Source organism: Ornithinibacter aureus (assembly GCF_009858245.1).
In the GTDB taxonomy this organism is placed as follows: Bacteria; Actinomycetota; Actinomycetes; order Actinomycetales; family Dermatophilaceae; genus Fodinibacter; species Fodinibacter aureus.
In genome coordinates, this window is the sequence record NZ_VMSB01000001.1 from 439,649 (window position 1) to 463,775 (window position 24,127).

The 24,127-nt window shown below is 69.2% G+C and carries 23 protein-coding genes; 12 read left to right on the forward strand and 11 right to left on the reverse strand.

What is annotated here, in order from left to right; all coding sequences use genetic code 11:
- Positions 1-48: 48 nt before the first annotated feature.
- A complete protein-coding gene (locus C8E84_RS02130) occupies positions 49-1,074 on the forward strand; it encodes a TerC family protein (protein ID WP_159904346.1) in 1,026 nt (341 codons plus the stop codon).
- Here the strand turns inward: C8E84_RS02130 and C8E84_RS02135 are convergent.
- Genes C8E84_RS02135 through C8E84_RS02145 form a run of 3 tightly spaced genes read right to left on the reverse strand, consistent with a single transcriptional unit; the run spans position 1,071 to position 3,233 of the window.
- Positions 1,071-1,952 carry an EamA family transporter gene (locus tag C8E84_RS02135; protein ID WP_246196726.1) on the reverse strand — a complete coding sequence of 294 codons (882 nt, stop codon included), beginning with the start codon at positions 1,950-1,952 and terminating at the stop codon, positions 1,071-1,073. The genes C8E84_RS02130 and C8E84_RS02135 overlap by 4 nt on opposite strands.
- A gap of 16 nt (positions 1,953-1,968) precedes the next feature.
- Positions 1,969-2,631 carry an MBL fold metallo-hydrolase gene (locus C8E84_RS02140; protein ID WP_159899077.1) on the reverse strand — a complete coding sequence of 221 codons (663 nt, stop codon included), beginning with the start codon at positions 2,629-2,631 and terminating at the stop codon, positions 1,969-1,971.
- Complete coding sequence (locus C8E84_RS02145) at positions 2,628-3,233, reverse strand: maleylpyruvate isomerase N-terminal domain-containing protein (protein WP_159899079.1); 606 nt, start codon at positions 3,231-3,233, stop codon at positions 2,628-2,630. Before C8E84_RS02145 ends, C8E84_RS02140 begins: the two co-directional genes overlap by 4 nt.
- Positions 3,234-3,305: 72 nt before the next feature.
- On the opposite strand from C8E84_RS02145, the gene uvrA reads away from it, so the two are divergent.
- Positions 3,306-6,335: an excinuclease ABC subunit UvrA gene (uvrA, locus tag C8E84_RS02150; RefSeq protein ID WP_159904350.1), complete on the forward strand. Its 3,030-nt coding sequence runs from the start codon at positions 3,306-3,308 to the stop codon at positions 6,333-6,335.
- Between the two features lie 80 nt (positions 6,336-6,415).
- Here the strand turns inward: uvrA and C8E84_RS02155 are convergent, their stop codons facing one another.
- The 5 genes from C8E84_RS02155 to C8E84_RS02175 all read right to left on the reverse strand — a co-directional run bounded on the left by C8E84_RS02155 (position 6,416) and on the right by C8E84_RS02175 (position 12,026).
- Positions 6,416-7,120 (reverse strand): ABC transporter ATP-binding protein, encoded by a 705-nt coding sequence (locus C8E84_RS02155; protein ID WP_246197031.1) that lies wholly within the window; start codon positions 7,118-7,120, stop codon positions 6,416-6,418.
- A 5-nt stretch (positions 7,121-7,125) separates the two neighbouring features.
- Complete coding sequence (locus tag C8E84_RS02160) at positions 7,126-7,947, reverse strand: ABC transporter ATP-binding protein (protein ID WP_246196727.1); 822 nt, start codon at positions 7,945-7,947, stop codon at positions 7,126-7,128.
- Entirely contained in the window at positions 7,944-9,620 is a 1,677-nt protein-coding gene (locus tag C8E84_RS02165; RefSeq protein WP_159899083.1) for a branched-chain amino acid ABC transporter permease, read from the reverse strand. Before C8E84_RS02165 ends, C8E84_RS02160 begins: the two co-directional genes overlap by 4 nt.
- The gene (locus tag C8E84_RS02170; RefSeq protein WP_159899085.1) at positions 9,617-10,585 is read right to left on the reverse strand and encodes a branched-chain amino acid ABC transporter permease; all 969 of its coding nucleotides are present in this window, start codon (positions 10,583-10,585) and stop codon (positions 9,617-9,619) included. Before C8E84_RS02170 ends, C8E84_RS02165 begins: the two co-directional genes overlap by 4 nt.
- Positions 10,586-10,799: 214 nt before the next feature.
- Positions 10,800-12,026, reverse strand: coding sequence for a branched-chain amino acid ABC transporter substrate-binding protein (locus C8E84_RS02175; protein WP_159899087.1), 1,227 nt, complete (start codon positions 12,024-12,026; stop codon positions 10,800-10,802).
- A gap of 268 nt (positions 12,027-12,294) precedes the next feature.
- On the opposite strand from C8E84_RS02175, the gene C8E84_RS02180 reads away from it, so the two are divergent.
- The 10 genes from C8E84_RS02180 to C8E84_RS02225 all read left to right on the forward strand — a co-directional run bounded on the left by C8E84_RS02180 (position 12,295) and on the right by C8E84_RS02225 (position 21,688).
- Entirely contained in the window at positions 12,295-12,810 is a 516-nt protein-coding gene (locus C8E84_RS02180; RefSeq protein ID WP_159899089.1) for a Rieske (2Fe-2S) protein, read from the forward strand.
- A gap of 32 nt (positions 12,811-12,842) precedes the next feature.
- The gene (gene uvrC, locus C8E84_RS02185; protein ID WP_159899091.1) at positions 12,843-14,846 is read left to right on the forward strand and encodes an excinuclease ABC subunit UvrC; all 2,004 of its coding nucleotides are present in this window, start codon (positions 12,843-12,845) and stop codon (positions 14,844-14,846) included.
- Complete coding sequence (gene rapZ / locus C8E84_RS02190; protein ID WP_425495942.1) at positions 14,843-15,772, forward strand: RNase adapter RapZ; 930 nt, start codon at positions 14,843-14,845, stop codon at positions 15,770-15,772. Before uvrC ends, rapZ begins: the two co-directional genes overlap by 4 nt.
- On the forward strand, positions 15,769-16,725 hold the full coding sequence (locus C8E84_RS02195; RefSeq protein ID WP_159899093.1) for a gluconeogenesis factor YvcK family protein: 957 nt from the start codon (positions 15,769-15,771) through the stop codon (positions 16,723-16,725). The genes rapZ and C8E84_RS02195 overlap by 4 nt, the downstream gene beginning before the upstream one ends.
- A 20-nt stretch (positions 16,726-16,745) precedes the next feature.
- Positions 16,746-17,726, forward strand: coding sequence for a DNA-binding protein WhiA (gene whiA, locus C8E84_RS02200; RefSeq protein ID WP_159899095.1), 981 nt, complete (start codon positions 16,746-16,748; stop codon positions 17,724-17,726).
- Between the two features lie 238 nt (positions 17,727-17,964).
- Positions 17,965-18,969 (forward strand): type I glyceraldehyde-3-phosphate dehydrogenase, encoded by a 1,005-nt coding sequence (gap, locus tag C8E84_RS02205; protein ID WP_159899097.1) that lies wholly within the window; start codon positions 17,965-17,967, stop codon positions 18,967-18,969.
- A 21-nt stretch (positions 18,970-18,990) separates the two neighbouring features.
- On the forward strand, positions 18,991-20,196 hold the full coding sequence (locus tag C8E84_RS02210) for a phosphoglycerate kinase (protein WP_159899099.1): 1,206 nt from the start codon (positions 18,991-18,993) through the stop codon (positions 20,194-20,196).
- A 3-nt stretch (positions 20,197-20,199) separates the two neighbouring features.
- The gene (gene tpiA / locus C8E84_RS02215) at positions 20,200-20,997 is read left to right on the forward strand and encodes a triose-phosphate isomerase (RefSeq protein ID WP_159899101.1); all 798 of its coding nucleotides are present in this window, start codon (positions 20,200-20,202) and stop codon (positions 20,995-20,997) included.
- Positions 20,998-21,077: 80 nt separating this feature from the next.
- Entirely contained in the window at positions 21,078-21,323 is a 246-nt protein-coding gene (gene secG, locus C8E84_RS02220; protein ID WP_159899103.1) for a preprotein translocase subunit SecG, read from the forward strand.
- A gap of 14 nt (positions 21,324-21,337) precedes the next feature.
- Complete coding sequence (locus C8E84_RS02225; RefSeq protein WP_159899105.1) at positions 21,338-21,688, forward strand: RNA polymerase-binding protein RbpA; 351 nt, start codon at positions 21,338-21,340, stop codon at positions 21,686-21,688.
- A 9-nt stretch (positions 21,689-21,697) separates the two neighbouring features.
- Here C8E84_RS02225 and C8E84_RS02230 read toward each other — a convergent pair whose 3' ends face one another.
- Genes C8E84_RS02230 through C8E84_RS02240 form a run of 3 tightly spaced genes read right to left on the reverse strand, consistent with a single transcriptional unit; the run spans position 21,698 to position 24,067 of the window.
- Positions 21,698-22,195 (reverse strand): DUF3806 domain-containing protein, encoded by a 498-nt coding sequence (locus C8E84_RS02230; RefSeq protein ID WP_159899107.1) that lies wholly within the window; start codon positions 22,193-22,195, stop codon positions 21,698-21,700.
- A 4-nt stretch (positions 22,196-22,199) separates the two neighbouring features.
- Positions 22,200-22,934, reverse strand: a complete 735-nt coding sequence (gene pgl / locus C8E84_RS02235) for a 6-phosphogluconolactonase (protein ID WP_159899109.1) — start codon at positions 22,932-22,934, stop codon at positions 22,200-22,202.
- Positions 22,931-24,067, reverse strand: coding sequence for a glucose-6-phosphate dehydrogenase assembly protein OpcA (locus C8E84_RS02240; RefSeq protein WP_159899111.1), 1,137 nt, complete (start codon positions 24,065-24,067; stop codon positions 22,931-22,933). The genes pgl and C8E84_RS02240 overlap by 4 nt, the downstream gene beginning before the upstream one ends.
- Positions 24,068-24,127 lie beyond the last annotated feature (60 nt).

Sequence of the window (24,127 nt, forward strand, 5' to 3'; positions counted from 1 at the left end):
AGGCCGAGAGCGTTCGCTCCTCGGTAGACTCCGCGAGTGATTCCAGCGATGCTTCCGGCTGCCACCCCGTCCCTCGACCTCGACCCATGGGTGTGGTGGGTGACGATCGGCATCGCGGTTGCGGTTCTCGTCTTCGACGTCATCTGGATCGCCCGCAACCCCCACCGGCCCTCCAACAAGGAGACCGGCATCGCGCTCACCATCTACATCGGCGCGGCCATCCTCTTCGGGCTGGGCATGTGGTACTTCGCTGGCGGTCAGCTGGCGGGCGAGTTCTTCGCGGGCTGGTTGACGGAGTACTCGCTCTCGGTGGACAACCTGTTCATCTTCCTGTTGATCATGGCCAAGTTCGCCGTGCCGGAGAAGTTGCAGCAGTTCGCCCTGATGATCGGCATCATCATCGCGATCGTCCTGCGCGGGCTGTTCATCTGGCTCGGCGCTGCCGCCATCAACAACTTCAGCTGGGTCTTCTACATCTTCGGCGCGTTCCTCATCTACACCGCCATCAAGCTCGCCCGCGAAGGTGAGAGTGATGACGAGGAGTACGAGGAGAACCGCTTCATGAAGGCGGTCGAGCGCTTCTTCCCGGCGACGCAGGCCTACCACGGCACGAAGATGTTCATCATCGAGAACGGCAAGCGCCTCGCGACCCCGCTCTTCTTCGTCATCGTCGCGCTCGGCACGACCGACCTGCTCTTCGCCCTGGACTCCATCCCCGCGATCTACGGCCTGACCCGTGAGCCCTACATCGTGCTCGTGGCGAACCTGTTCGCCCTGATGGGTCTGCGCCAGCTGTACTTCCTGCTCGGTGGCCTGCTCACCAAGCTCGTGTACCTCAGCCTGGGTCTGGCCGTGCTGCTCGCGTTCATCGGCGTCAAGCTGCTGTTGCACGCCCTGCACGAGAACGAGCTGCCGTTCATCAACGGTGGCGAGCACGTTCTGGTCCCGGAGATCCCGATCTGGATGTCGCTCGGTGCCATCGTCGTCATCCTCGGCACCACCACCGTGGCCAGCCTGTGGAAGACCCGCAAGGACGAGCGCGAGCGCATCGCCGGCGGTCCCACTGGCAGCTAGGTACTGGCTGCCTCAGCGGGGTCCGGCTTCTGGCGCGCGCCGAGCCCGAGCACCAGCGTCGAGGCCGCGACCACCAGGGCCATGCCCACGAGCTGCGTCGGCGAGAGCACCTGGCCGAGGACGAGCAGCCCCGCCAGCGCGGCGAAGGCCGGTTCGAGGCTGAGCAGGATGCCGAAGACCTTCGCGCTCAGCCTCCGCAGCGCCAGCAGCTCGAGTGAGTAGGGCAGGACCGACGAGAGCACAGCGATGCCGAACGCCTTGAGGAGAATGTCCGGCGACCAGCTGGGGGCGCTGGTGATGCCGAGCGGCAGCGTGACGACGGTGGCCACCACCATGGCGAGCGCCAACCCCTCGAGCTTCGGGAACTCACCCCCGGTGCGCCCGGCGAGCACGATGTAGGCCGCCCAGAAGGCACCGGCCAGCAGCGCAAGCGCGATCCCGGTCTTCTCGAGGTCGGCAAACGGGGTGCTCAGTGCCTCGGAGATGAGCACGACCCCAGCGGCTGCGGCAGTGACCGCGACGGCATCCACCCATCGGCGCGATAGCGCCGCCGCGAGGCTGAGGGGGCCGATGAACTCGATGGTCACCGCGACCCCGATCGGCAGATGGGCCAGCGAGCTGTAGAAGGTGAAGTTCATCAGGCCGAGGGCGACACCGAACGCGATCACCGTGAGCCAGGCGCGACGCGAGTGCCCTCGCCAGCGGGGGCGGACGAAGACCAGCAACAGGGCGCTGGCGAAGAGCAGGCGCAGAACGACGGACCCGCCGGCGCCGATCAGCGGCACGAGCGTGGCGGCCAACGCCCCGCCGAACTGCACCGAGACGATGCCAGCGAGCACGAGGAGGGGTGCGGGGACCCGGTCTGCTGCGCTCGTCACCGCGTCAGGCTAGTCCTCACCAGCCGCGCTCGCGCCACTCGTCGAGGTGTGGTCGCTCCGCACCGATGGTGCCGTCGTCACCGTGCCCCGGGTAGAACCAGGTGTCGTCGTCGTGGGTGGCGAACACCCGCTCGACGACGTCACGGTAGAGGGACTCGAAGCTCTGGCCGGGGTTCTTCGTATTGCCGACGCCACCGGGAAAGAGCGAGTCACCGGTGAAGAGGTGCGTGTGCCCGTCAGGGTCCGACCACGACAACGCCACCGACCCCGGGGTGTGGCCGCGCAGATGGATGACGTCGAGCTCGAGCTCTCCGACGGTCACGACGTCGCCGTGCCGCAGGCGGACGTCCGGCGCGTGGGGGAGGGCATCGGCATCCTCGGCCCCGGCATACGTCGCGGCGCCGGTCGCCCGGGCGACCTCTGCCAGGGCTCGGACGTGGTCCCAGTGCTGGTGCGTGGTCACGAGGTGCCCCAGCCGGCCGGTTCCCTCCCGGACGAGTCCCAGGCAGCGGTGGGCGTCATCGGCAGCGTCGATGAGCAGCTGTTCGCCGGTTGCCGTGCAGGTGATCAGGTAGACGTTGTTGTGCATCTCGGAGACCGACATCTTGCGAATCGTGGCGCGGCCCAGCACCCGGGTGTCGGTCGGCCCGCCGGGGACCACGTGTCCGGTGTAGCTCATGGTGTCCTCTCCGTTCGGATGCCGCGTGCGCGCCAGAGCAGGTCGGCCGCCAGTGCACGGTGCCGCTCGGTCTCGTGGAGCCGAGCTTCCTCGTCGGCAACAAAGAGCCGGACGAGCCAAGGCTCGACGTCGACGAAGGTGAAACCGGCATCGAGGTCGACGTGGTGGTAGACCACCTCGCGCAGCCGCAGGAAGGGGATGCGTGCGGCGCGCATGAGGTGCACGCCCGGTGTGCGGTCGAGCCGGATGCCGTGGTGCTCGGGTCCCAGCCGGGGCAGTGCCTCTGCGAGGGCCGCAGCACTGTGCTCGACGTCGGCGACCAGTTCTGCCAGGGGGCGGTCGGCGCCGGCATCGATGTCGGCGTCCCGGGCCTGGTCGCTGGTGTACATCGTCTCCCCGGTGCCGTCGACAGCGGCCCGCACGAGGGCGGCCATCCCGTCGGCGTTGCGGGCGAGGTGGCTGAGCACGTGGGCTCGTGACCACCCCACGCACAGCGACGGCGAGGCTGCGTCGTCCAGGCTTCGCGCCGTGCCCAGCAGGAGATCGGTGTGGCTGTTCACGGCATCCACGAGCCGGGGGTCGTCGCGGGAGGTCGGGTCCATGGGGCGAACCTACTCCCGACCACCGACCCTCGACAGGCTCCGATGAAGGGTCTGTCGGTGGCCCCACCTAGCATGACGTGCGTGAGTCATGACCACCTCGTCATCCGTGGTGCCCGAGAGCACAACCTCAAGGACATCAGTCTCGAACTACCTCGCGACGCACTCGTCGTGTTCACCGGGCTGTCCGGATCCGGCAAGTCCAGCCTGGCCTTCGACACGATCTTCGCCGAGGGCCAGCGCCGCTACGTGGAGTCGCTGTCGGCCTATGCCCGCCAGTTCCTCGGCCAGATGGACAAGCCCGACGTCGACTTCATCGAGGGCCTGTCCCCGGCGGTGTCCATCGACCAGAAGTCGACCAACCGCAACCCCCGGTCGACGGTTGGCACCATCACCGAGGTCTACGACTACCTGCGTCTGCTGTTCGCTCGGGCCGGCCGCCCGCACTGCCCCACCTGTGGGGAGGCCATCACCCGGCAGAGCCCCCAGCAGATCGTCGACCGGCTGCTCGAGCTTCCTGAGAAGACCCGCTTCCAGGTGCTCGCGCCGGTGGTGCGCGCCCGCAAGGGTGAGTACGTCGACCTGTTCGCCGAGCTTCAGAGCAAGGGCTTCGCACGGGCCCGGGTCGACGGCGAGGTCGTCGCCCTCACCGACCCGCCGAAGCTCGAGAAGCAGATCAAGCACACGATCGACGTCGTCATCGACCGACTCGTCGCGAAGGGGGCCGACGACACCACCGCGAAGCGCCGGCTGACCGACTCGGTCGAGACGGCCCTCGGCCTGGCCGGCGGGCTGCTCGTCGTCGAGTTCGTCGACCGTGAGCCGGGCGACCCCGGCCGCGAGCGGCGCTTCTCGGAGCGGATGGCCTGCCCCAACGACCACCCCCTCCAGATGGATGACGTCGAGCCCCGCTCGTTCTCGTTCAACAGCCCCTTCGGTGCCTGCCCCGAGTGCACGGGCATTGGCACCGAGCTCGAGGTCGATCCCGATCTCATCGTCCCCGACGAGGACCTCAGCCTCGCCGAGGGTGCCATCGCGCCGTGGGCGAGCGGATCAGGTGCGGCCGACTACTTCCAGCGGGTCATGGGGGCGCTGGCCGACGACCTGACGTTCTCCATGGACACCCCGTGGCGGGCGCTGCCCCAGCGGGCGCAGCAGGCGCTGCTCTACGGGCAGAACCACAAGGTGCACGTGCGCTACCGGAACCGGTTCGGGCGCGAACGGTCGTACTCGACGGGCTTCGAGGGTGTGGTGCCCTTCATCAAGCGCCGCCACTCCGAGACCGACTCCGAGTGGAGTCGGGAGCGCTACGAGGGCTACATGCGTGAGGTGCCCTGCCCGGTGTGCAAGGGGGCCCGCCTGAAGCCGGAGTCCCTCGCCGTCCTCATCGGGGGGCGATCGATCGCTGACGTGTCCAGGCTCGCCATCGCGGATGCCGCCCGCTTCTTCGAGGACGTCGACTTCACCGCACGCGAGCGGCAGATCGCCGAGCGAGTCATCAAGGAGATCAACGCTCGTCTGGGCTTCCTGCTCGACGTCGGGCTCGACTACCTCAGCCTCGACCGCCCGGCCGGCACGCTGTCCGGCGGTGAGGCCCAGCGCATCCGCCTCGCCACCCAGATCGGGTCTGGCCTGGTCGGCGTGCTCTACGTCCTGGACGAACCGAGCATCGGCCTGCACCAGCGCGACAACCACCGCCTCATCGAGACCCTCACCCGGTTGCGCGACCTCGGCAACACGCTCATCGTCGTCGAGCACGACGAGGACACCATCGCCACCGCCGACTGGGTCGTCGACATCGGCCCGGGAGCGGGGGAGCACGGAGGCCAGGTGGTGCACTCCGGCACCGTCGCAGACCTGCTGACCCACCCCGAGTCGATCACCGGCAAGTACCTCTCCGGTCGTCGCGAGATCCCGACGCCGCAGGTCCGTCGCCCGCAGGACAAGAGCCGCACCGTCGGCGTGGTCGGCGCGAACGAGCACAACCTCGACAACGTCTCCGTGACCTTCCCGCTCGGCAACCTCGTGGCCGTCACCGGGGTGTCGGGGTCGGGCAAGTCGACGCTGATCAACGACATCCTCTACAACGTGCTGGCCAACAAGCTCAACGGGGCTCGGCACGTGCCGGGTCGGCACAAGACGGTCACCGGGCTCGAGCACCTCGACAAGGTCGTGCACGTCGACCAGGGCCCGATCGGGCGCACGCCGAGGTCCAACCCCGCGACCTACACCGGGGTGTTCGACCACGTCCGCAAGCTCTTCGCGACGACGACCGAGGCAAAGATCCGCGGGTACCAGCCGGGCCGGTTCAGCTTCAACGTCAAGGGCGGCCGGTGCGACGCATGCTCGGGCGACGGCACGATCAAGATCGAGATGAACTTCCTGCCGGACGTCTACGTCCCGTGCGAGGTCTGCCACGGTGCGCGGTACAACCGCGAGACGCTCGAGGTGCACTTCAAGGGCAAGACGATCGCCGACGTGCTCGACATGCCGATCGAGGAGGCCGCGGACTTCTTCGCCGCGGTGCCCGCGATCTCCCGGCACATGACGACCCTCAACGACGTCGGCCTGGGCTACGTCCGCCTCGGCCAGCCGGCGCCAACGCTGTCCGGTGGTGAGGCCCAGAGGGTGAAGCTGGCCACCGAGTTGCAGAAGCGCTCGACCGGGCGCACCATCTACGTGCTCGACGAGCCCACGACCGGGTTGCACTTCGAGGACATCCGCAAGCTGCTCGGAGTGCTCCAGGGGTTGGTCGACAAGGGCAACACCGTCATCGTCATCGAGCACAACCTCGATGTCATCAAGAGCGCCGACTGGATCGTCGACCTCGGCCCCGAGGGTGGCAGCGGCGGCGGTCAGGTGATCGCCGAGGGCACCCCCGAACAGGTCGCCGCGGTCGAGGCGTCCCACACCGGTCGCTTCCTCGCGCCCGTGCTGGCGAAGACGGCCCGCACGACCACCCGGGCAACCGCGGCGAAGGCCACCAAGGCCCCGGCGAGGGCAGGCAACGCACCGGCGAAGAAGGCTGCGGCGAAGGCTGCTGTCAAGAAGGCCCCGGCCCAGAAGGCTGCTGCCAAGAGGACGGCTCCCCGCCGCTCGGCCTGAGCGCGACGCGACGAACCCCGGATGCCGTGTCACGGCATCCGGGGTTCGTCGTCGTGGCGGGTCACCCCGCCGGGTTGGCCTCAGTCCTCGCCGAGGTAGGCCTTGCGCACGTCGTCACTGGCCAGCAGTTCCTTGCCGGTGCCGGACAGCACGATCTTGCCGACCTCGAGCACGTAGCCGCGGTTGGCCCGCCGCAGGGCTGCCTGGGCGTTCTGCTCCACGAGCAGGATCGTCGTGCCCTGGCCCTGCAGGGTCGTGATCGTCGTCATGATGCGCTTCATCATGAGCGGCGACAGACCCATCGACGGCTCGTCGAGCATGAGCAGCTCGGGGCGGCTCATCATCGCGCGACCCATGGCGAGCATCTGCTGCTCGCCACCCGAGAACGTCCCGGCGGGCTGTGCCCGCCGCTCCTCGAGGATCGGGAAGAGGTCGTAGGCCGCCTGGAGGTCGTTGGAGATCTCCTTGTCCTTGCGGGCGAATGCCCCGAGCAGGAGGTTCTCCTCGACACTCAGCCGGGGGAAGATCCGTCGACCCTCGGGGGAGTGCGCCAGACCGAGCTGGACGATGTCGTGCGCCGGGACCGAGGTGAGGTCCTTGCCCTTGAACGTGACGGAACCGCCCGAGGGACGCAGCAGACCGGAGATGGTCCGCAACGTCGTCGTCTTCCCGGCACCGTTGGTGCCGATGAGGGTGACGACCTCACCCTGCTCGACGTCGAAGCTGATGCCCTTGACGGCCTTGATCTTGCCGTAGGCAACGGTGAGGTCACGGACCTCAAGCATCGCGCTCACGCGATCTCCTCCTTGTCCTCGTCGCCACCGATGTAGGCCTCGATGACCCGGTGGTCGGACTGCACCTCACCAGGCGTTCCCTCGACGAGGAGGGAGCCACGGACCAGGCAGAGCACCCGGTCACAGAGGTTGAAGATGAACCGCATGTCGTGCTCGATGACGACGACGGCCATACCGCTGTCCCTGATCTTGAAGATCAGGTGCATCGTCTCCTCGGTCTCCTTGGGGTTCATGCCAGCGGTGGGCTCGTCCAGCAGGATGATCTGCGGGTCGGTTGCCAGGGCGCGGGCGATCTCCAGGCGGCGCTGGTCGCCGTAGGGCATGTTGCGCGCAAGCAGTTCCGTGCTCTTGCTCAACCCGACGTAGTCGAGAAGTTCCTGCGCACGCTCTCGCGTGGCAGCCTCTTCGCGCTTGAACTTCGGGCCGCGCAGGATCGACGTGAGCGCCATCGACGACGTGCGGCAGTAGCGACCGACCATGACGTTCTCCAGCGCCGTCATGTTGCCGAAGAGCCGGATGTTCTGGAACGTGCGGGCCATACCGGCCCGGACGACCTTGAGCGGCTTGGGGGGCAGCTTCGTGCCGTTGAGCGTGACGGTGCCCTCCGTCGGGATGTACATGCCGGTGAGGCAGTTGAAGAACGTCGTCTTGCCGGCTCCGTTGGGGCCGATGAGACCGACGATCTCGCCCTCGTGGACCTGCATGCTCACGTCGTCCACGGCGGTCAGACCGCCGAAGCGCATCGTGACCCCACTGGCCTCGAGCACGATCTTGGTGCCCACCTCGTGAGGTGTGCGCTGGGGTTCGGTGATGGTCACTTCGCCTCCTGGAGGTGCTCGGCCTGAAGTAGCTCGTTGAGTTCTTCGTCGTCCTCGTGGAACTCGAGTTGCCGGCGCTTGCTGGCGATGAGTCCTTCGGGGCGGAACCGCATCATGACCACGAGCAACAACCCGAACATGAGCAGCCGGTAGTCGTTGACCTCGCGCAGCTTCTCGGGAAGCAGCTTGAGGATGGTCGCTCCGACGAGGACACCGAGGACCGTGCCCATGCCGCCGAGGACGACGGCGGCGAGCAGGAACGCGGACTCGAGGAAGATGTACTGGTCGGGGCTGACCGAGGTGTCGACGTGCGCCTTGATCGTACCCGCGAGGCCGGCGAGGAATGCACCGACCGCGAAGGCGAGGATCTTCAGCCCGAAGGTGTTGACACCCATGGCCTCGGCGGCCCGCTCGTCCTCGCGGATGGCGACCCAACCACGACCGATGCGGCTGTCGTTGAGGCGGGTGAACACGAGGATGACGAAGGCGATGAGGGCCAGTAGCAGGAAGTAGTAGTTGCTGAAACGACCCAGCGGGATGCCCGCGATCGAGTGCACCTCGCCGAAGTCGAACCCGAAGAACACGAGGTCGGGAATGGCTGGGATGCCGTTGGGCCCGTTGGTCAGGTCTGGACCGTTGTTGCCGTCGAGGTTGAACATCGCCAGACGGAAGATCTCACCGAAACCGAGCGTCACGATGGCCAGATAGTCGCCGGACACCCGGAGCGTCGGTGAGCCGATGATGAGGCCGAAGACCGCCGCGGTGCAGGCACCGATGAGCATGACCACGAGGAACGGGGGCTTCCATCCGATCGTCGCGAAGGCCGACGTCGACATCATGGCGGCGACGTAGGCACCGGTGCCGAGGAACGCGATGTACCCGAGGTCGAGCAGACCCGCCAGGCCCACGACGATGTTGAGGCCCAGGGCCGTCGCCGCGAACACGAGGATCTGGGTGGCGATCGACATGTTCTCGTCCGACCCGTTCTGGGTGAACGGGAAGAGGAAGGCGACGAGGAAGGCCGCCAGCATCAGCGGGCGACGGTTGTTGCCACCGATGAAGCCGAAGTAGGCGCCGAGGCCACTGCCCAGCAAACCACCGACGATGCCGATGACGGCCACGAGGAAGACGCCGAACACCGCGCCGTCCTCGATGTTGAGCGTGTAGGCGAGGGTGAAGAGCAGCAGCGCCATCAGCACGACGATGATGAGGATCTCGACGTTGGAGTTCAGCCGGGGCCACTTGCGGACGTCGATGTGCACTTCGGGCGACAGGTAGCCTGCGGCCGCGGCGAGCACGGCACCCGCGAGGGCGACGTACAGACCTTCGTTGGCGTTGACGATGCCGCCGGCCTGCTTCGCGATGGCGAGGAGCGTGCCGAGGACGAAGACGACGCTGGCCATGCCGAGGATGCGCAGGCCCTTGCCCGGGTCCATCCACGCCGGGCGCCGCATGAGCAGCACCCCGAGCCCGACGGCCACCAGGCCCAGCACCATGGAGTAGATCTGGATGCCGATCGGGAAGAAGCGCACTGAGATGTCGTCGAGGATGCGGTCGTCGTAGGACCACGACAGCAACCCGCTGAGCATCAGCAGCGCGCCACCGGCGATGGCCACCATGGGGGCCTTGCCCCCGTGGGCTGCTGCGAGGTTCTCCGTTCGTGAGGAGCTCATGCCCGGTCCACCACCTTTGCACCGAGGAGGCCCTGGGGCCGGAAGACGAGGACGATGATGAGCAGGGCGAAGGCCCAGACGTCCTTCCACGGACTACCACCGAAGGTGCCCGGGATGAACTGGACGGCCATGGCCTCGACGATGCCCAGGGTGAGACCACCGACGACGGCGCCCCACACGTTCCCGATGCCGCCGAGGACGGCCGCGGTGAATGCCTTGAGACCGGCGAGGAAGCCCATCTTGAAGTTGATGTTGGTGACTTGCAGACCCTGCGCGACACCGGCGACGGCGGCCAGCGTGGCACCGACGGCGAAGGCGACCATGATGATCCGGTCGACGTTGATGCCCATGAGGCGAGCCGTGTCGGGGTCCTGGGAGACGGCCTGCATGCCGCGCCCCGTCTTCGTGCGGTTGACGAAGTACCACAGGCCGGCCGCACACATCACGAGGCACCCGATGGTGAACAGGGCCGACCGCTGGATGGTGACACCGCCGAGCGTGAAGGCCTGACCGGTGACGACGTCGATCTGCGGGAAGGGCACCTTCTGCTTGGCGCTCGGGAAGTCGAGGGGGTTCCAGTTGGAGAGGAACAACGTCGGGTCGTTGAACCCCAGGCGCACCGCCTCCTGAAGGAAGATCGAGATGCCGATCGCGGTGATCAGCGGCGCGAGGCGTGGCGCGTTGCGCAGGGGACGGTAGGCGATGCGCTCCATGAGCACGGCGGTGGTCACCGAGGCGGCGATCGCGCCGACCAGCATGATCGGCAGCGTCCACAGGGCCGTCTCGCCCTCGAAGAAGATGAGCCAGGTCGACAGGGCACCGAAGGCGCCGATCATGAAGATCTCGCCGTGGGCGAAGTTGATCAGCTGGACGATGCCGTACACGACGGTGTAGCCGACGGCGATGAGGGCATAGAGCGATCCCAGGGTCAGCCCGTTGACGAGCTGCTGGGCGAATTGGTCCACGAGGGTCTCCTCGGTGTTCGCGAACGGATGTGTGGACTTCTGAGTGTGGTGTCGGTCACCTGTCCGAGCGGCAGGCTGGAGGGAGCGTAGCGGCTGTCGACGTCGCTGTCAGGAGCCACGCGCAACCGTTGTGGGGCACGAACAGCGGGGGTGGTTCGGGCGAACCACCCCCGCTGTCAGGTGTGCATCACGGCAGAGCCGTCAGTGCTGGGTCCTACTTGAACTCCGCGGTGTTCACGGCTTCCCACTTGCCGCCCTTGACACCGTAGACGGTGAGGACGCGGGAGGTCGTGTCGCCGAACTCGTCGAAGGCAACCGCACCGGTGACACCGTCGAAGGAGACCTTGGACATGGCGTCCACGGTCGCCTGACGAGCCGCCTCGGCGGAGTCGGCGCTGGCCAGCGAGACCTTGAGGGCCTGGATGATGGCGTTGGCCGCGTCGAAGGCGTACGCACCGTAGGCCTCGTACGGCTCGGCGAAGCCGGCTGCCTCATAGGCGGCGATGAAGTCCTTGGCCGACTCGAGGGTGTCGGTCGGGGCACCGACGGACGTGGCGAGGTCGCCCTCGGCGGTCGCACCGGCGAGCTTGATGAACTCACCGGAGTAGATGCCGTCGCCGCCCATGAGCGGGACGTTGAGGCCAGCGGCCTTCATCTGCTGCGAGAACGGACCGGCCTGCGGGTACTCGCCACCGTAGTAGACGGTCTTCGGGTTGGACGGCTTGATCTTGCTGATGACGGCGTCGTACTTGTCGTCGTCCGGGTTGATCGTCTCGGCTGCGACGATCTTGCCGCCGAGCTTCGTGTACTCCGCGGAGAAGGCCTCGACGAGACCCTGGCCGTAGGTCTTCTTGTCGTGGACCGTCGCGACCTCCTTGATGCCCGCCGTCTCGAACAGGTAGCGCGCCGCGAAGGGGCCCTGGACCGAGTCGGTCGTGCAGGTACGGAAGTAGGTCGGGTAGGTGCGCTTGGGAGCCGTCGCGAAGTCCGCACCCTGGGTCAGGGCGGGGTTCGTGTTGGCCGGCGAGACCTGAACGATGTTGGCTGCGGCGAGAACCGGCTGGACGCTCTGCGCGACGCTGGAGTTCAGCGTGCCGACGACGCCGACGACGTCCTTGTCAGCGGCGAGCTTCGTCGCGGCGTTCTTGCCGACGTCGGGGGTGGCCTGGTCGTCCTCGGCAGCGAGCTCAAGGGTCCAGCCCGGGATCGTCTTGGCCTCGTTGGCCTGACGGATCGCGAGGTCGACGGAGTTCTGGATGCCCTTGCCGAGTGCGGCGAGGTCGCCGGACAGGGGAGCGATGACGCCGATCTTGGCGACCTTGTTCTCTGCGGAACCGGTGTCGGTCCCTTCGGTGTCGTCACTGCGCGAGCCACAACCGGCAAGCGCGAGCGAAGCCACGAGCAGCGAGGCGCCAACGGCGACCACGGAACGCTGGGGCACGTTTCCTCCTGGGATAACTGAGTGAGATGAGCGGGTAGCTCCTGCGCGCGTCTGGCGAGCAAGCGAACTGTAACCACACGCGCACCCCCTGACCCAGCATTGCGCGCAGTCTGGTGCCGAGTTGTTATCTGAGGCTGTCCAAACTCGCAACCGCTGCAGTCGCATGACGGCGTCGCTCTCTCACCGTTTTGACAGGTTCCGGGGTGATACTGCAGCAGCGTCGCGTCCACCGCCCGGGCGCGAGTCGTCGACGAGTCGGAGGACCACCATGAGCACCACGCGATCGAGCGAGCACCACGACATCTCGACCCCGTCGAGTTGCGGAGACGGCCAGAGCGTCGCGCCGTGCGGGTGCACGTCCCGACGCGAGAGCCTGCTCGCCGCGGGGGTCGTCGTCGCGGGTGCGGCCGGCCTGACCGCCTGCGGTTCGGGCGAGGCCGCGGGCGCCGCCGCGTCCTCCGCAGCCTCAGCCGCGGCGTCGGCGGCGGCCTCGGTCGCCGGTGACGCCATCGCCGCCGCGTCGGTGCCCGTCGGGGGCGGGGTCATCCTCGACAACCTCAAGGTCGTCGTCACCCAGCCGACGGCGGGTGACTTCAAGGCGTTCTCGGCCGTGTGCCCACACCAGGGGTGCACGGTGGGCTCCGTGGAGGGTGGACAGATCATCTGCCCGTGCCACGGGAGCACCTTCGACATCGCCACCGGCGCGGTCACGAAGGGCCCGGCCACCGCGGGCCTGCCGACCAAGGGCGTCACCGTGGGTGCGGACGGCATCACCGTCTCGTGAGGGCTGTCGGTCCGCCGACATAGGGTTGGTGCGTGGCCGACCCGTCGACGTACCGTCCGCGGCCGGGCGAGATCCCCACCGAGCCGGGGGTCTACCGGTTCCGCGATCGCGACGGTCGCGTCATCTACGTCGGCAAGGCCAAGAGCCTGCGCCCGCGGTTGTCCTCCTACTTCCAGGACGTCTCGGCACTGCACCATCGCACGGCCACGATGGTGCGCACGGGTGCGAGCGTCGAGTGGACCGTGGTCTCCACCGAGGTCGAGGCCCTCCAGCTCGAGTACGCGTGGATCAAGGAGTTCGACCCGCGGTTCAACGTCCGCTACCGCGACGACAAGTCCTACCCCTACCTGGCCGTGACCCTGGGGGAGGAGTACCCCCGCGCCCAGGTGCTGCGGGGCGCCAAGCGCAAGGGCACCAGGTACTTCGGCCCGTACGCCCACGCGTGGGCCATCCGCGAGACCCTCGACCTCGCCCTGCGCGTGTTCCCCGTCCGCACCTGCTCGTCAGGGGTCTTCAAGCGAGCCGCTCAGGTGGGGAGACCGTGCCTGCTCGGGTACATCGACAAGTGCAGTGCTCCGTGTGTCGGGCGGGTCGACGCCCAGCGCCACCGGGAGATCGCCGAGGACTTCTGCGACTTCATGGCGGGCGACACCGGTCGCTTCGTCACCCGCCTCACGCGGGAGATGAAGGATGCCGCGGCCGAGTTGGACTTCGAGCGCGCCGCTCGTCTGCGCGACGACATCGGAGCCCTGGAACGGGTGCTGGAGAAGTCTGCCGTGGTGTTGCCCGACGCGACCGATGCCGACGTGTTCGCCCTCGCCGAGGACGAGCTGGAGGTCGCCGTGCAGCTCTTCCACGTGCGAGGTGGTCGGGTGCGCGGGCAGCGGGGCTGGGTCGCCGAGCGCGACGCGGAGTCGACCCCCGAGGTCGTCGAGCACCTGCTCCAACGGGTCTACGGCTCTGAAGCCGGTGAGGCCGTTCCCCGTGAGGTGCTCGTTCCGGTCCTGCCGGACGACGCGCCCGCCCTGGCCGACTGGCTGTCGGAGTTGCGGGGGAGCCGGGTCGACCTGCGGGTTCCACAGCGTGGTGACAAGCGCACGCTCATGGAGACGGTGGCCCGCAACGCGACGCAGAGCCTGGCCCGACACAAGGTGGCCAGGGCGGGTGACCTCACCACCCGCAGCCAGGCCCTCCAGCAGATCCAGGACGCCCTCGGGTTGGACGAGGCGCCCCTGCGCATCGAGTGCTTCGACATCAGCCACGTGCAGGGCACCCAGGTCGTCGGTTCCATGGTCGTCTTCGAGGACGGGCTGCCCCGCAAGTCCGAGTACCGCCGCTTCATCGTGCGCGGCGACGAGACCGGCGCCACCGACGACACCGCGGCGATGCACGAGGTGCTCACCCGCCGCTTCCGGCGCGGACGCCGGGAGGACGACGAGGCCGCCGCCGCGGCGGACGGCATCCAGGACGACGGCAACCCGGGTGACACCGGCAACCAGGGCGACACGGGCGCGGGGACGTCCCGCCCGGCGAGGTTCGCGTACCGCCCGAACCTCGTCGTCGTCGACGGCGGCCTGCCCCAGGTCAACGCCGCCGCTCGCGCCCTCGCCGACGCGGGGGCCCAGGACGTCGCGGTGGTGGGGCTGGCCAAGCGCCTCGAGGAGGTCTGGCTCCCGGGGGAGGACCACCCCCTCGTCCTCGCGCGATCCAGTGAGGGCCTCTACCTGCTGCAGCGTCTGCGCGACGAGGCGCACCGCTTCGCCGTGACCTTCCACCGACAACGCCGCTCCAAGGCCATGACGGCGAGCCGGCTCGACGGCATCCCGGGTCTGGGCGAGAAGCGGCGCAAGGCCCTGCTCAAGGCGTTCGGTTCGGTCAAGCGGATCGCCGCGGCCTCGGTCGACGAGCTGGCGGAGGTTCCCGGAATCGGGCCTGCGCTGGCAGCGGTGATTGCGGCACAGTTGGCCTCCGCGGACACCATGCCCGCAGTGAATCTCGCGACCGGTGAGGTCGTCGACGAAGGGAACGAGCCGTGACCCCGGACCACGAGCAGCCTGACGGTGCAGCAGTCCTGCCCACGGGAGGTGTCCCCGAGGCCAACGACTTCCTCATCGTGACGGGAATGAGCGGGGCCGGGCGGTCGACGGCGGCCAACGTCATCGAGGACCGTGGCTGGTTCATCGTCGACAACCTGCCACCGCAGCTGCTGTCGTCGATGGCCGAGCTCGCGGGCCGGGTACGCAATGACAGTGGCACCGACCTGCAGATCGCCGCGGTCGTCGACGTCCGGGCCAGGGCCTTCCACTCCGAGCTGCACGCGGGGCTCGCGGCGTTGCGGGATGCCGGTTGGCGGCCTCACCTGATCTTCCTCGATGCCACCGACGAGGCGCTCGTGCGCCGGTTCGAGAGCGTGCGTCGCCCGCACCCCCTGCAGGGGGAGGGGCGGCTGCTCGACGGCATCCAGGCCGAGCGCGAGATGCTGCGCGACCTGCGCGCCGAGGCCCAGGTGGTCATCGACACCTCGGGCCTGAACGTCCACCAGCTCGGCCGCAAGCTCACGCCGTTGCTGGGTGTCGAGAGCGGCCCGAGCCTGCGACTGGCCCTGATGTCCTTCGGCTTCAAGTACGGCGTCCCCCTCGACGCCGACTTCGTGTTCGACATGCGCTTCCTGCCCAACCCCTTCTGGGTTCCCGAGCTCAAGGCCCTGACCGGAGTCGACGAACCGGTCGCCGACTGGGTCATGGCCCAGGAGGGGGCGCAGGAGTTCGTGGATGCCGTGGTGCGGCTGATGGGCCCGGTCACCGCCGGGTACCTCGCCGAGGGTCGTCGCTACGCGACGATCGGGATCGGCTGCACCGGAGGCAAGCACCGCTCCGTGGCGATGACCCAGGCGATCGCGGCACGGCTCACGACGGAGCAGGTGGCGACCTTCGTCGTCCACCGTGATCTGGGGCGCGAGTGACCGGGCCCGTCGTCGCGGCCCTCGGCGGAGGGCACGGACTGGCCGCGACCCTGACCGCGCTGCGATACGTGACCGACGAGATCACCGCCATCGTCACCGTCGCCGACGACGGGGGCTCGAGCGGCCGGCTGCGTGACGAGTTCGGGGTGCTTCCCCCGGGCGACCTGCGGATGGCCCTGGCCGCCCTGTGTGCCGAGAGCGAGTGGGGGCACACCTGGCGCGACGTCCTTCAGCACCGGTTCGCGGGCGACGGGCCGCTCGGCGGGCACGCTCTGGGCAACCTCCTCATCGTCGCCCTGTGGGAACTGCACGACGACCCGGTCGCCGGGCTCGACCTCGTCGGCCGGCTGCTCCAGGCCCAGGGACGGGTGCTGCCGATGGCGGCGGTCCCACTGGCGATCGAGGCAGACGTGAGCGGGCTGGACCCGGCTGACCCGACGGCCGTGCAGGTGGTGCTCGGCCAGGCCCAGGTGGCGGTCACCCCGGGCACGGTCGAGCGGGTACGGCTCGTGCCGGCGGCCCCACCGGCCTGCCCCGAGTCGGTGGCGGCGATCCGCAGCGCCGACTGGGTCGTCCTCGGACCAGGGTCGTGGTTCACCTCGGTCATGACGCACCTGCTCGTCCCCGAGGTCCGTGAGGCGCTCGAGGTGACCAGGGCCCGGCGTCTGCTGATCCTCAACCTCGACCCCGGCTCGGGCGAGACGGCCGGCTTCAGTGCCGAGCGCCACCTCGAGACCTTTGCCGAGCTCGCACCGAACCTGCACCTGGACGTCGTGCTGGCCGACCCGGCGGTCGTCGACGACCCCGCCCTGCTGGAGGCGGCGTGCGCCCGGCTCGGAGCGACGTTGTTCGTGGCACCCGTCGGACGCCGGGACCGCGCCGGCGAACACGATCCGCTGCGCTTCGCGGCGGCAGTGAGGGACATCGTCACTACCCCACGACCGTCTCGGTGACGCGTGGCAGGATGACCGCCATGGCGATGACTGCAAAGGTGAAGGACGAACTGAGCAGACACGTCGTGACCAAGCCGTGCTGTCGCAAGGCCGAGGTGGCCGCGACGTTGAGGTTTGCCGGGGGGCTGCACATCATCGGGGGCCGCATCGTCGTCGAGGCCGAGCTCGACACGGCCAACGCGGCCCGCCGCCTGCGACGCGAGCTGAGCGAGGTCTACGGCCACACCCCCGAGGTGCTCGTCCTCGCCGCGGGGGGGCTGCGCAAGGGCAGCCGCTACGTCGTGCGCGTGGTCAACGACGGTGAGTCGCTGGCGCGCCAGACCGGCCTGATCGACGGTCGTGGCCGCCCGGTGCGTGGACTGCCACCGAAGGTCGTCAGCGGGTCGGTGTGTGACGCGGAGGCGGCGTGGCGCGGAGCCTTCCTCGCGCACGGATCCCTCACCGAACCCGGACGTTCCTCCGCGATGGAGGTCACCTGCCCCGGTCCCGAGGCGGCACTCGCCCTCGTCGGCGCCGCGCGCCGACTCGGCATCTCCGCCAAGGCCCGCGAGGTCCGCGGAGTCGACCGCGTCGTCATCCGCGACGGTGACGCCATCGGTGCGATGCTCACCCGGCTCGGCGCCCACGACGCCGTGCTGGCGTGGGAGGAGCGGCGCATCCGGCGCGAGGTGCGGGCAACGGCCAACCGGCTGGCGAACTTCGACGACGCCAACCTGCGACGGTCCGCTCGGGCCGCCGTGGCCGCCGGAGCCCGGGTCGAGCGGGCCCTGGAGATCCTCGGTGCCGACATCCCGGACCACCTGCGTGAGGCGGGGGAGCTGCGCCTGGCCCACAAGGAGGCCTCGCTCGAGGAACTCGGCCAGCTGGCCAAGCCGCCGATGACCAAGGACGCCATCGCGGGCCGCATCCGGCGACTGCTCGCGATGGCCGACAAGCGAGCCGCCGACGACGGCATCCCCAACACCGAGGCCGGGCTCACCCCGGACATGCTCGACGCCTGATGCGGGTCTTCACCCGACAACGCCTCACTTCCGGGGACAATGCTTGTCCAGCGGAGTCCGGGTTTATCGGGTGACCCGATAAACCTCGGCGGCCTGAGCCGTCTCATGCGCAAGCGGTTACTCGCCCGTACTCCGGACGCCGCGCAACGGCATCCGAGGTGGGTCTAGGGTTAGTGACGAAACCCCTGAGTGCCGCTCATCGGCGGCACCGTTCGATGAGTGGAAGGCAGCACATACCGTGACCGTTCGCGTAGGGATCAACGGCTTCGGCCGCATCGGCCGCAACTTCTTCCGGGCTGTCCAGGCCTCCGGCGCCGACATCGAGATCGTCGCCGCCAACGACCTGATGGACAACAAGGCCATCGCGCACCTGCTCAAGTACGACTCGGTGCTCGGTGTTCTCGCCGACGACGTCTCCTCGACCGAGGACTCGATCACGGTGGGCGACAAGACCATCAAGATCTTCGCCGAGAAGAACCCCGCCGACATCGCCTGGGGCGACGTGGGCGCTGACATCGTCATCGAGTCCACCGGCTTCTTCACCGACGCCACCAAGGCGCACGCCCACATCGACGGTGGCGCGAAGAAGGTCATCATCTCGGCGCCGGCCTCCAACGAGGACGCCACGTTCGTCATGGGTGTCAACCACCAGGACTACGACCCGGCCAACCACCACGTCATCTCCAACGCGTCGTGCACGACGAACTGCCTGGCCCCCATGGCCAAGCCGCTGTCCGACGAGCTCGGCATCGTCAAGGGCCTGATGACCACGGTGCACGCCTACACCTCCGACCAGAACCTGCTCGACGGCCCGCACCGCGACATGCGCCGCGCCCGCGCCGCCGCGCTGTCGATCATCCCGACGAGCACCGGTGCCGCCAAGGCCATCGGCCTGGTCATGCCCGAGCTGAAGGGCAAGCTCGACGGCTACGCGCTGCGCGTGCCCACCCCGACCGGTTCCGCCACCGACCTCACCTTCGAGGCCGGCCGCGAGACCACCGTCGAAGAGGTCAACGCGATCGTCAAGGCTGCCGCCGAGGGCCCGCTCAAGGGCTTCCTCAAGTACACCGAGGACCCGATCGTCTCCGCGGACATCGTCACCGACCCGAGCTCGTGCATCTTCGACTCCGGCCTGACCAAGGTCATCGGCACCCAGGTCAAGGTCGTCGGCTGGTACGACAACGAGTGGGGCTACTCCAACCGCCTCATCGACCTGACGCTCCTCGTCGGCAAGAGCCTCTGAGATCGCGGGGCCGAGACGATCATGGGTGACCTCTCGTCGTTGGGCGACGTGCGCGGCAAGCGCGTCCTCGTCCGCTCCGACCTCAACGTGCCGCTCGACGGCACGACGATCACGGACGACGGCCGCATCCGGGCCTCGGTCCCGACCATCTCCGCCCTGGCCGAGGCGGGCGCACGCGTCATCGTGTGCGCCCACCTCGGTCGGCCCAAGGGCGCCCCGGAGGACAAGTACTCCCTGGCGCCCGTCGTCGGGCGGCTCTCCGAGCTGCTCGGCCGCCCGGTGGCCTTCGCCACCGACACCGTGGGCGAGAGCGCCCGCGCGACCGTCGACTCGCTCGAGGACGGCGACGTCGCGCTGCTCGAGAACCTGCGGTTCAACGCAGGTGAGACCGCCAAGGTCGACGAGGAGCGGGCCGAGTTCGCCGACGCCCTCGCCGCCCTGGCCGACGCCTACGTCTCCGACGGTTTCGGGGTCGTGCACCGCAAGCAGGCCTCGGTCTACGACGTCGCCACGCGGCTGCCGTCCGCGATGGGCGGCCTCGTCGCCACCGAGGTCGACGTCCTCAAGCGACTGACCGTCGATCCCGAGCGCCCGTACGCCGTCGTGCTCGGTGGGGCCAAGGTCGCCGACAAGCTGGCCGTCATCGACAACCTCATGAACACCGCGGACCGCCTCCTCATCGGTGGCGGCATGCTCTTCACCTTCCTCGCGGCCCAGGGCCACGAGATCGGCAAGAGCCTGTTCGACGCCGACAGCGTCGACGCGTGTCGTGACTACCTGCGTCGCGCGCAGGAGACGGGCGTCGAGATCGTGCTGCCCGTCGACGTCATCTGCGGCCGTGAGTTCTCGGCAGACACCGAGACCGTCACCGTGGCCGCCGACGCGATCCCCGCCGACATGATGGGTCTGGACATCGGCCCCGCCTCGGCGCAGCTGTATGCCGACAAGCTCGCCGACACGCGCACGGTCTTCTGGAACGGCCCGATGGGCGCCTTCGAGATGGCCCCGTTCGCCGAGGGCACGCGCCGCCTCGCGCAGGCCATGGTCGACGTCACGGCCAAGGGCGCCCTCACCGTCGTCGGCGGGGGCGACTCCGCAGCGGCGGTGCGCCAGCTCGGCTTCGAGGACTCCCAGTTCGGACACATCTCCACCGGTGGCGGCGCCTCCCTCGAGTACCTCGAGGGCAAGGAACTGCCCGGTATCGCCATCCTCACGAAGGAGCACTGACGCATGACCTCCGGCCGCACCCCCCTGCTCGCGGGCAACTGGAAGATGAACCTGGACCACCTCCAGGCCACGCACCTCGTGCAGAAGCTCGACTGGACGCTCAAGGACGGCAAGCACGACTTCGGCGCCGTCGAGGTCGCGGTGCTCCCGCCGTTCACCGACCTGCGCAGCGTGCAGACCCTCGTCGACGGTGACCGGCTCGAGCTGAAGTTCGGCGCGCAGGATCTGTCGGTGCACGACGCCGGGGCCTACACGGGTGAGATCAGCGGTGCGTTCCTCGCCAAGCTGGGCTGCTCCTACGTCGCGGTCGGGCACAGCGAGCGTCGCGAGTACCACCACGAGGACGACTCCGTGGTCAACGCCAAGGTCAAGGCCGCCTACCGGCACGGCATCACGCCGATCTTCTGCTGCGGTGAGGGTCTGGAGATCCGTCAGGCCGGCACCCACGTCGAGCACGTGCTCGCGCAGGTCGAGGCCGGGCTGGACGGCCTGTCCGTCGAGGACGCGCGCAGCATCGTCATCGCCTACGAGCCCATCTGGGCGATCGGCACCGGCGAGGTGGCCACCCCCGAGGACGCGCAGGAGGTCTGCGCCGCGATCCGCACCAAGCTCGCCGAGCTCTACAGTGGCGACGTCGCGGACGGCATCCGGGTGCTCTACGGCGGTTCGGTGAAGTCGAGCAACGTGGCCGCCATCATGGCCAAGGAGGACGTCGACGGTGCGCTCGTCGGCGGGGCATCGATCGACCCGGCCGAGTTCGCCGCGATCTGCCGCTTCCGCGACCACCTCGCCACGGCCTGACGTCCCCCTGACCGGGGTCGCCGCCTCGAGCGGTTATCCTTGAGCGGTTGTCCCCCCGACCTCGCACGAAGGACTCTCACGTGGATGCGGTTCGCATCGGCCTCCAGGTACTCCTGGTCCTCGGTGGCCTCTTCTTGACCCTGCTCATCCTGATGCACAAGGGCAAGGGCGGTGGCATGTCCGACATGTTCGGTGGTGGCATGTCCAGCTCACTCGGTGGGTCGTCGGTTGCCGAGCGCAACCTCGACCGGATCACCGTCGGGGTTGCCCTCGTGTGGTTCACGTGCGTCGTGGGCCTGGGCGTCCTCGAACGCTTCGCCGTCTAGGACAGGGAGCAGTCATGGCAGGTGGAAACGCGATCCGTGGCTCGCGCGTCGGTGCGGGCCCCATGGGCGAGGCCGAGCGCGGCGAGGTCGCCCCTCGGGTGCACATCTCGTTCTGGTGCTCCAACGGGCACGAGACCCGGCCGAGCTTCTCGCAGGAGCCCGGTCTGGTCATCCCCGAGCAGTGGGACTGCCCGCGCTGCGGGTTCCCCGCCGGGCGCGACCAGGACAACCCGCCGGCACCGGTGAAGGTCGAGCCCTACAAGACGCACCTGGCGTACGTGAAGGAACGACGCTCCGACGTCGACGGCGAGGCGATCCTCGACGAGGCCCTCGGCTCGCTGCGTGACCGCGGCCTGATCCAGTAGCAGGACCTGTCAGCCCCGGCCGGCGCGGGCCAGGTGCCCGACGACGCCGGGGATCCAGCCCTGCTCCCGGCCCATCCAGCGCACCGCCACCATGGTGCGCGTCACGATGGGGATGCCGTGGCGCGGCGGCTCGACGGCCAGGTCGGTTCCGAAGGGGTCGGTGCTGACCACCCAGCGGTGACCGGCAGCCGCCACGAGGTGGTCACCGATGGCCGTGCTGATGAGCGTGACGACGTCCGCGGACGCGTTGGCGCCGTCGCCGGCCTCGACCGCCCGGTCGTAGGCCGCGGCGATGCTCTGGAGGTCTGCCGGCTCGATGCCGTGGGCGGCATAGCCGGCTCGGGCCCGGTCCAGCGCTGCCTCGTCCTGCGCAGTCAGCCGTCGGATGCCGATCTCCTCGAGGGCCTCCACGCCGGAGTCGTCAGCCGTGACGTCGTCAGCGCTCGCGGCGGCGTGGTCGGGGGTGGAGTCGGCGTCGCGTCCGCGCAGTCGGTCGAACAGTCCCATCGCCTCAACCTTCCAGGTCGCCGGCAGCGGCGTCGTCGACGAGCCACAGGGTGCGCTCGATGCCGTGGACGTGGGCTGCCGGGGTGGTCTCGAACGGGGCTCCCGTGGTGCCTCGGAGCACCGCGTCGGCCTTGTCCGCCCCGCTGACGAGGAACCAGACCTCGCGGGAGCGCTCGAGGCACTCCCGGGTCAGCGATACCCGGGTGGGAGGCGGCTTGGGGGAGTCGTGCACCGCGATGGCGATGCCGGCGGTGGAGGCGGCCGCGGGGTGGTGGGGGAACAGCGAGGCCACGTGACCGTCGGGCCCCACCCCCAGCACCATGACGTCGAACATCCCCCCGCCGTGCTCGCGCAGCGCCTGCTCGTACAGGGCCGCACTGGCCTCGGCGCTCTCACTGGTGTCCGGGCCGGCAACTCGGTGCACGTGCTCGGGTGTCAGGCCCAGCGTGGCCAGCCCGGCCTGGTCGTTCTGGGTGTCGTTGCGGTCCGGGTCACCGGCAGGCAGCCACCGTTCGTCGCCCCACCAGACGTGAACCTGAGACCAGTCGACGGCATCGCGCGCGGGCACCGCGCACAACGACGAGATGATCTGCGACCCCATCGACCCGCCGGTCATCGAGATCTGGGCGACGCCGCGGGCACACTGGGCGTCGACGATCGCGACGACGAGGCGCGCCGCGGCGGCATCCGCCAGGGCCTGTCGACCGGGGTGGACGACGACGGTGGTGGGACCGGTCATGATCGACGCTCCTTGACCTCGGCGAGCTTGTCCTTGGCGGCCTGCTTGACGACCTCCGGGTCATCGACCTTCGGCGGCATCGGGGCGGCCTCGACCATGGCACTGCGGGTGCTGGCCCGCGCTGCCCTTCGTAGCCGCTTCGCGGTGCGCTCGGCCTCCGCGACCGAGGGAGCCCGCCCCGCCCGCACGGCCTCGCTGGCGGTCTGGCGCGACACGGTGCACCGGCGAAGTCCCACGACGAGGGCGTCGTGGTAGACCTCGTCGGGGTCCAGGCGCCGCAGCTCGTCGGCGAGGCACTCCGCGTCGCCGCGGTGCGCAAGCGCCAGGGTTCGCACCGGCTGGCCCGGCTGGGCCAGGGTCGCGGTGTTGCCGTCGACCGGCCTCACGAGGTCGATCGACCCGCCGTCGCGCTCCAGTCGGACCGAGACGATGCCGCTCCCGGAACGCGCCCGGGCGATGGACACGGGGCACTTGAGGCGAGCGGCCAGCCACCCGGCGAGCAGGTCACCCGAGGGGGAGTCCGCCGCAGCGACGACGACCGCGCTCGTGACGGGCTCGTACGGTGGCTGGTCCAGGGCTGCGGTGAGCAGGCCGCGCCACAAGGTGATCCTCGACCAGGCGAGGTCGCTGTCACCGGCCGCGTACCCGTCGGACAGGCGGCGCAGGACCGTTCGGGACGTGGTGCTGGATCGGGCGGCGTCGGTGACGCGCCGCTGCGCCATCATGCCGATCGGGTCCTTGGACGGCTCGTGGGGGCCGTTGGCCGGCCACCACGCGACGATGGGGGAGTCGGCGAGGAGCAGCGGCGTCACGACGGCTCGGCCGTGCGAGGCCAGCCGGCCGAAGAGGCGCAGGACCACGACCTCGGAGGCGCCGGCATCCCCACCCACCCGGATCTGTCCATCGAGCCGGGCGGCACCACGCTTGCTGCCCGCGATGACGACGATGATCCGACAGGGGTGTTGGCGGCTGGCGTCGTTCGCGGTCTCGATCGCCGCGTCGGCGTGGGCCTCGTCGACGACGACGAGCAGGGTCAGCACTCGCGAGAGCGCCATCGACCCCGTGTCGGCGCGCAGCCGGACCAGCCGCGCCGAGATGGCGGCGGTGGTCGTGTCGGGCAGGTCGACGATCACCGGGGTCCCCAATCAGTATCGGAGTCGGGTCCCACGCTCCGCGTGGGCGGTACGAGCGCG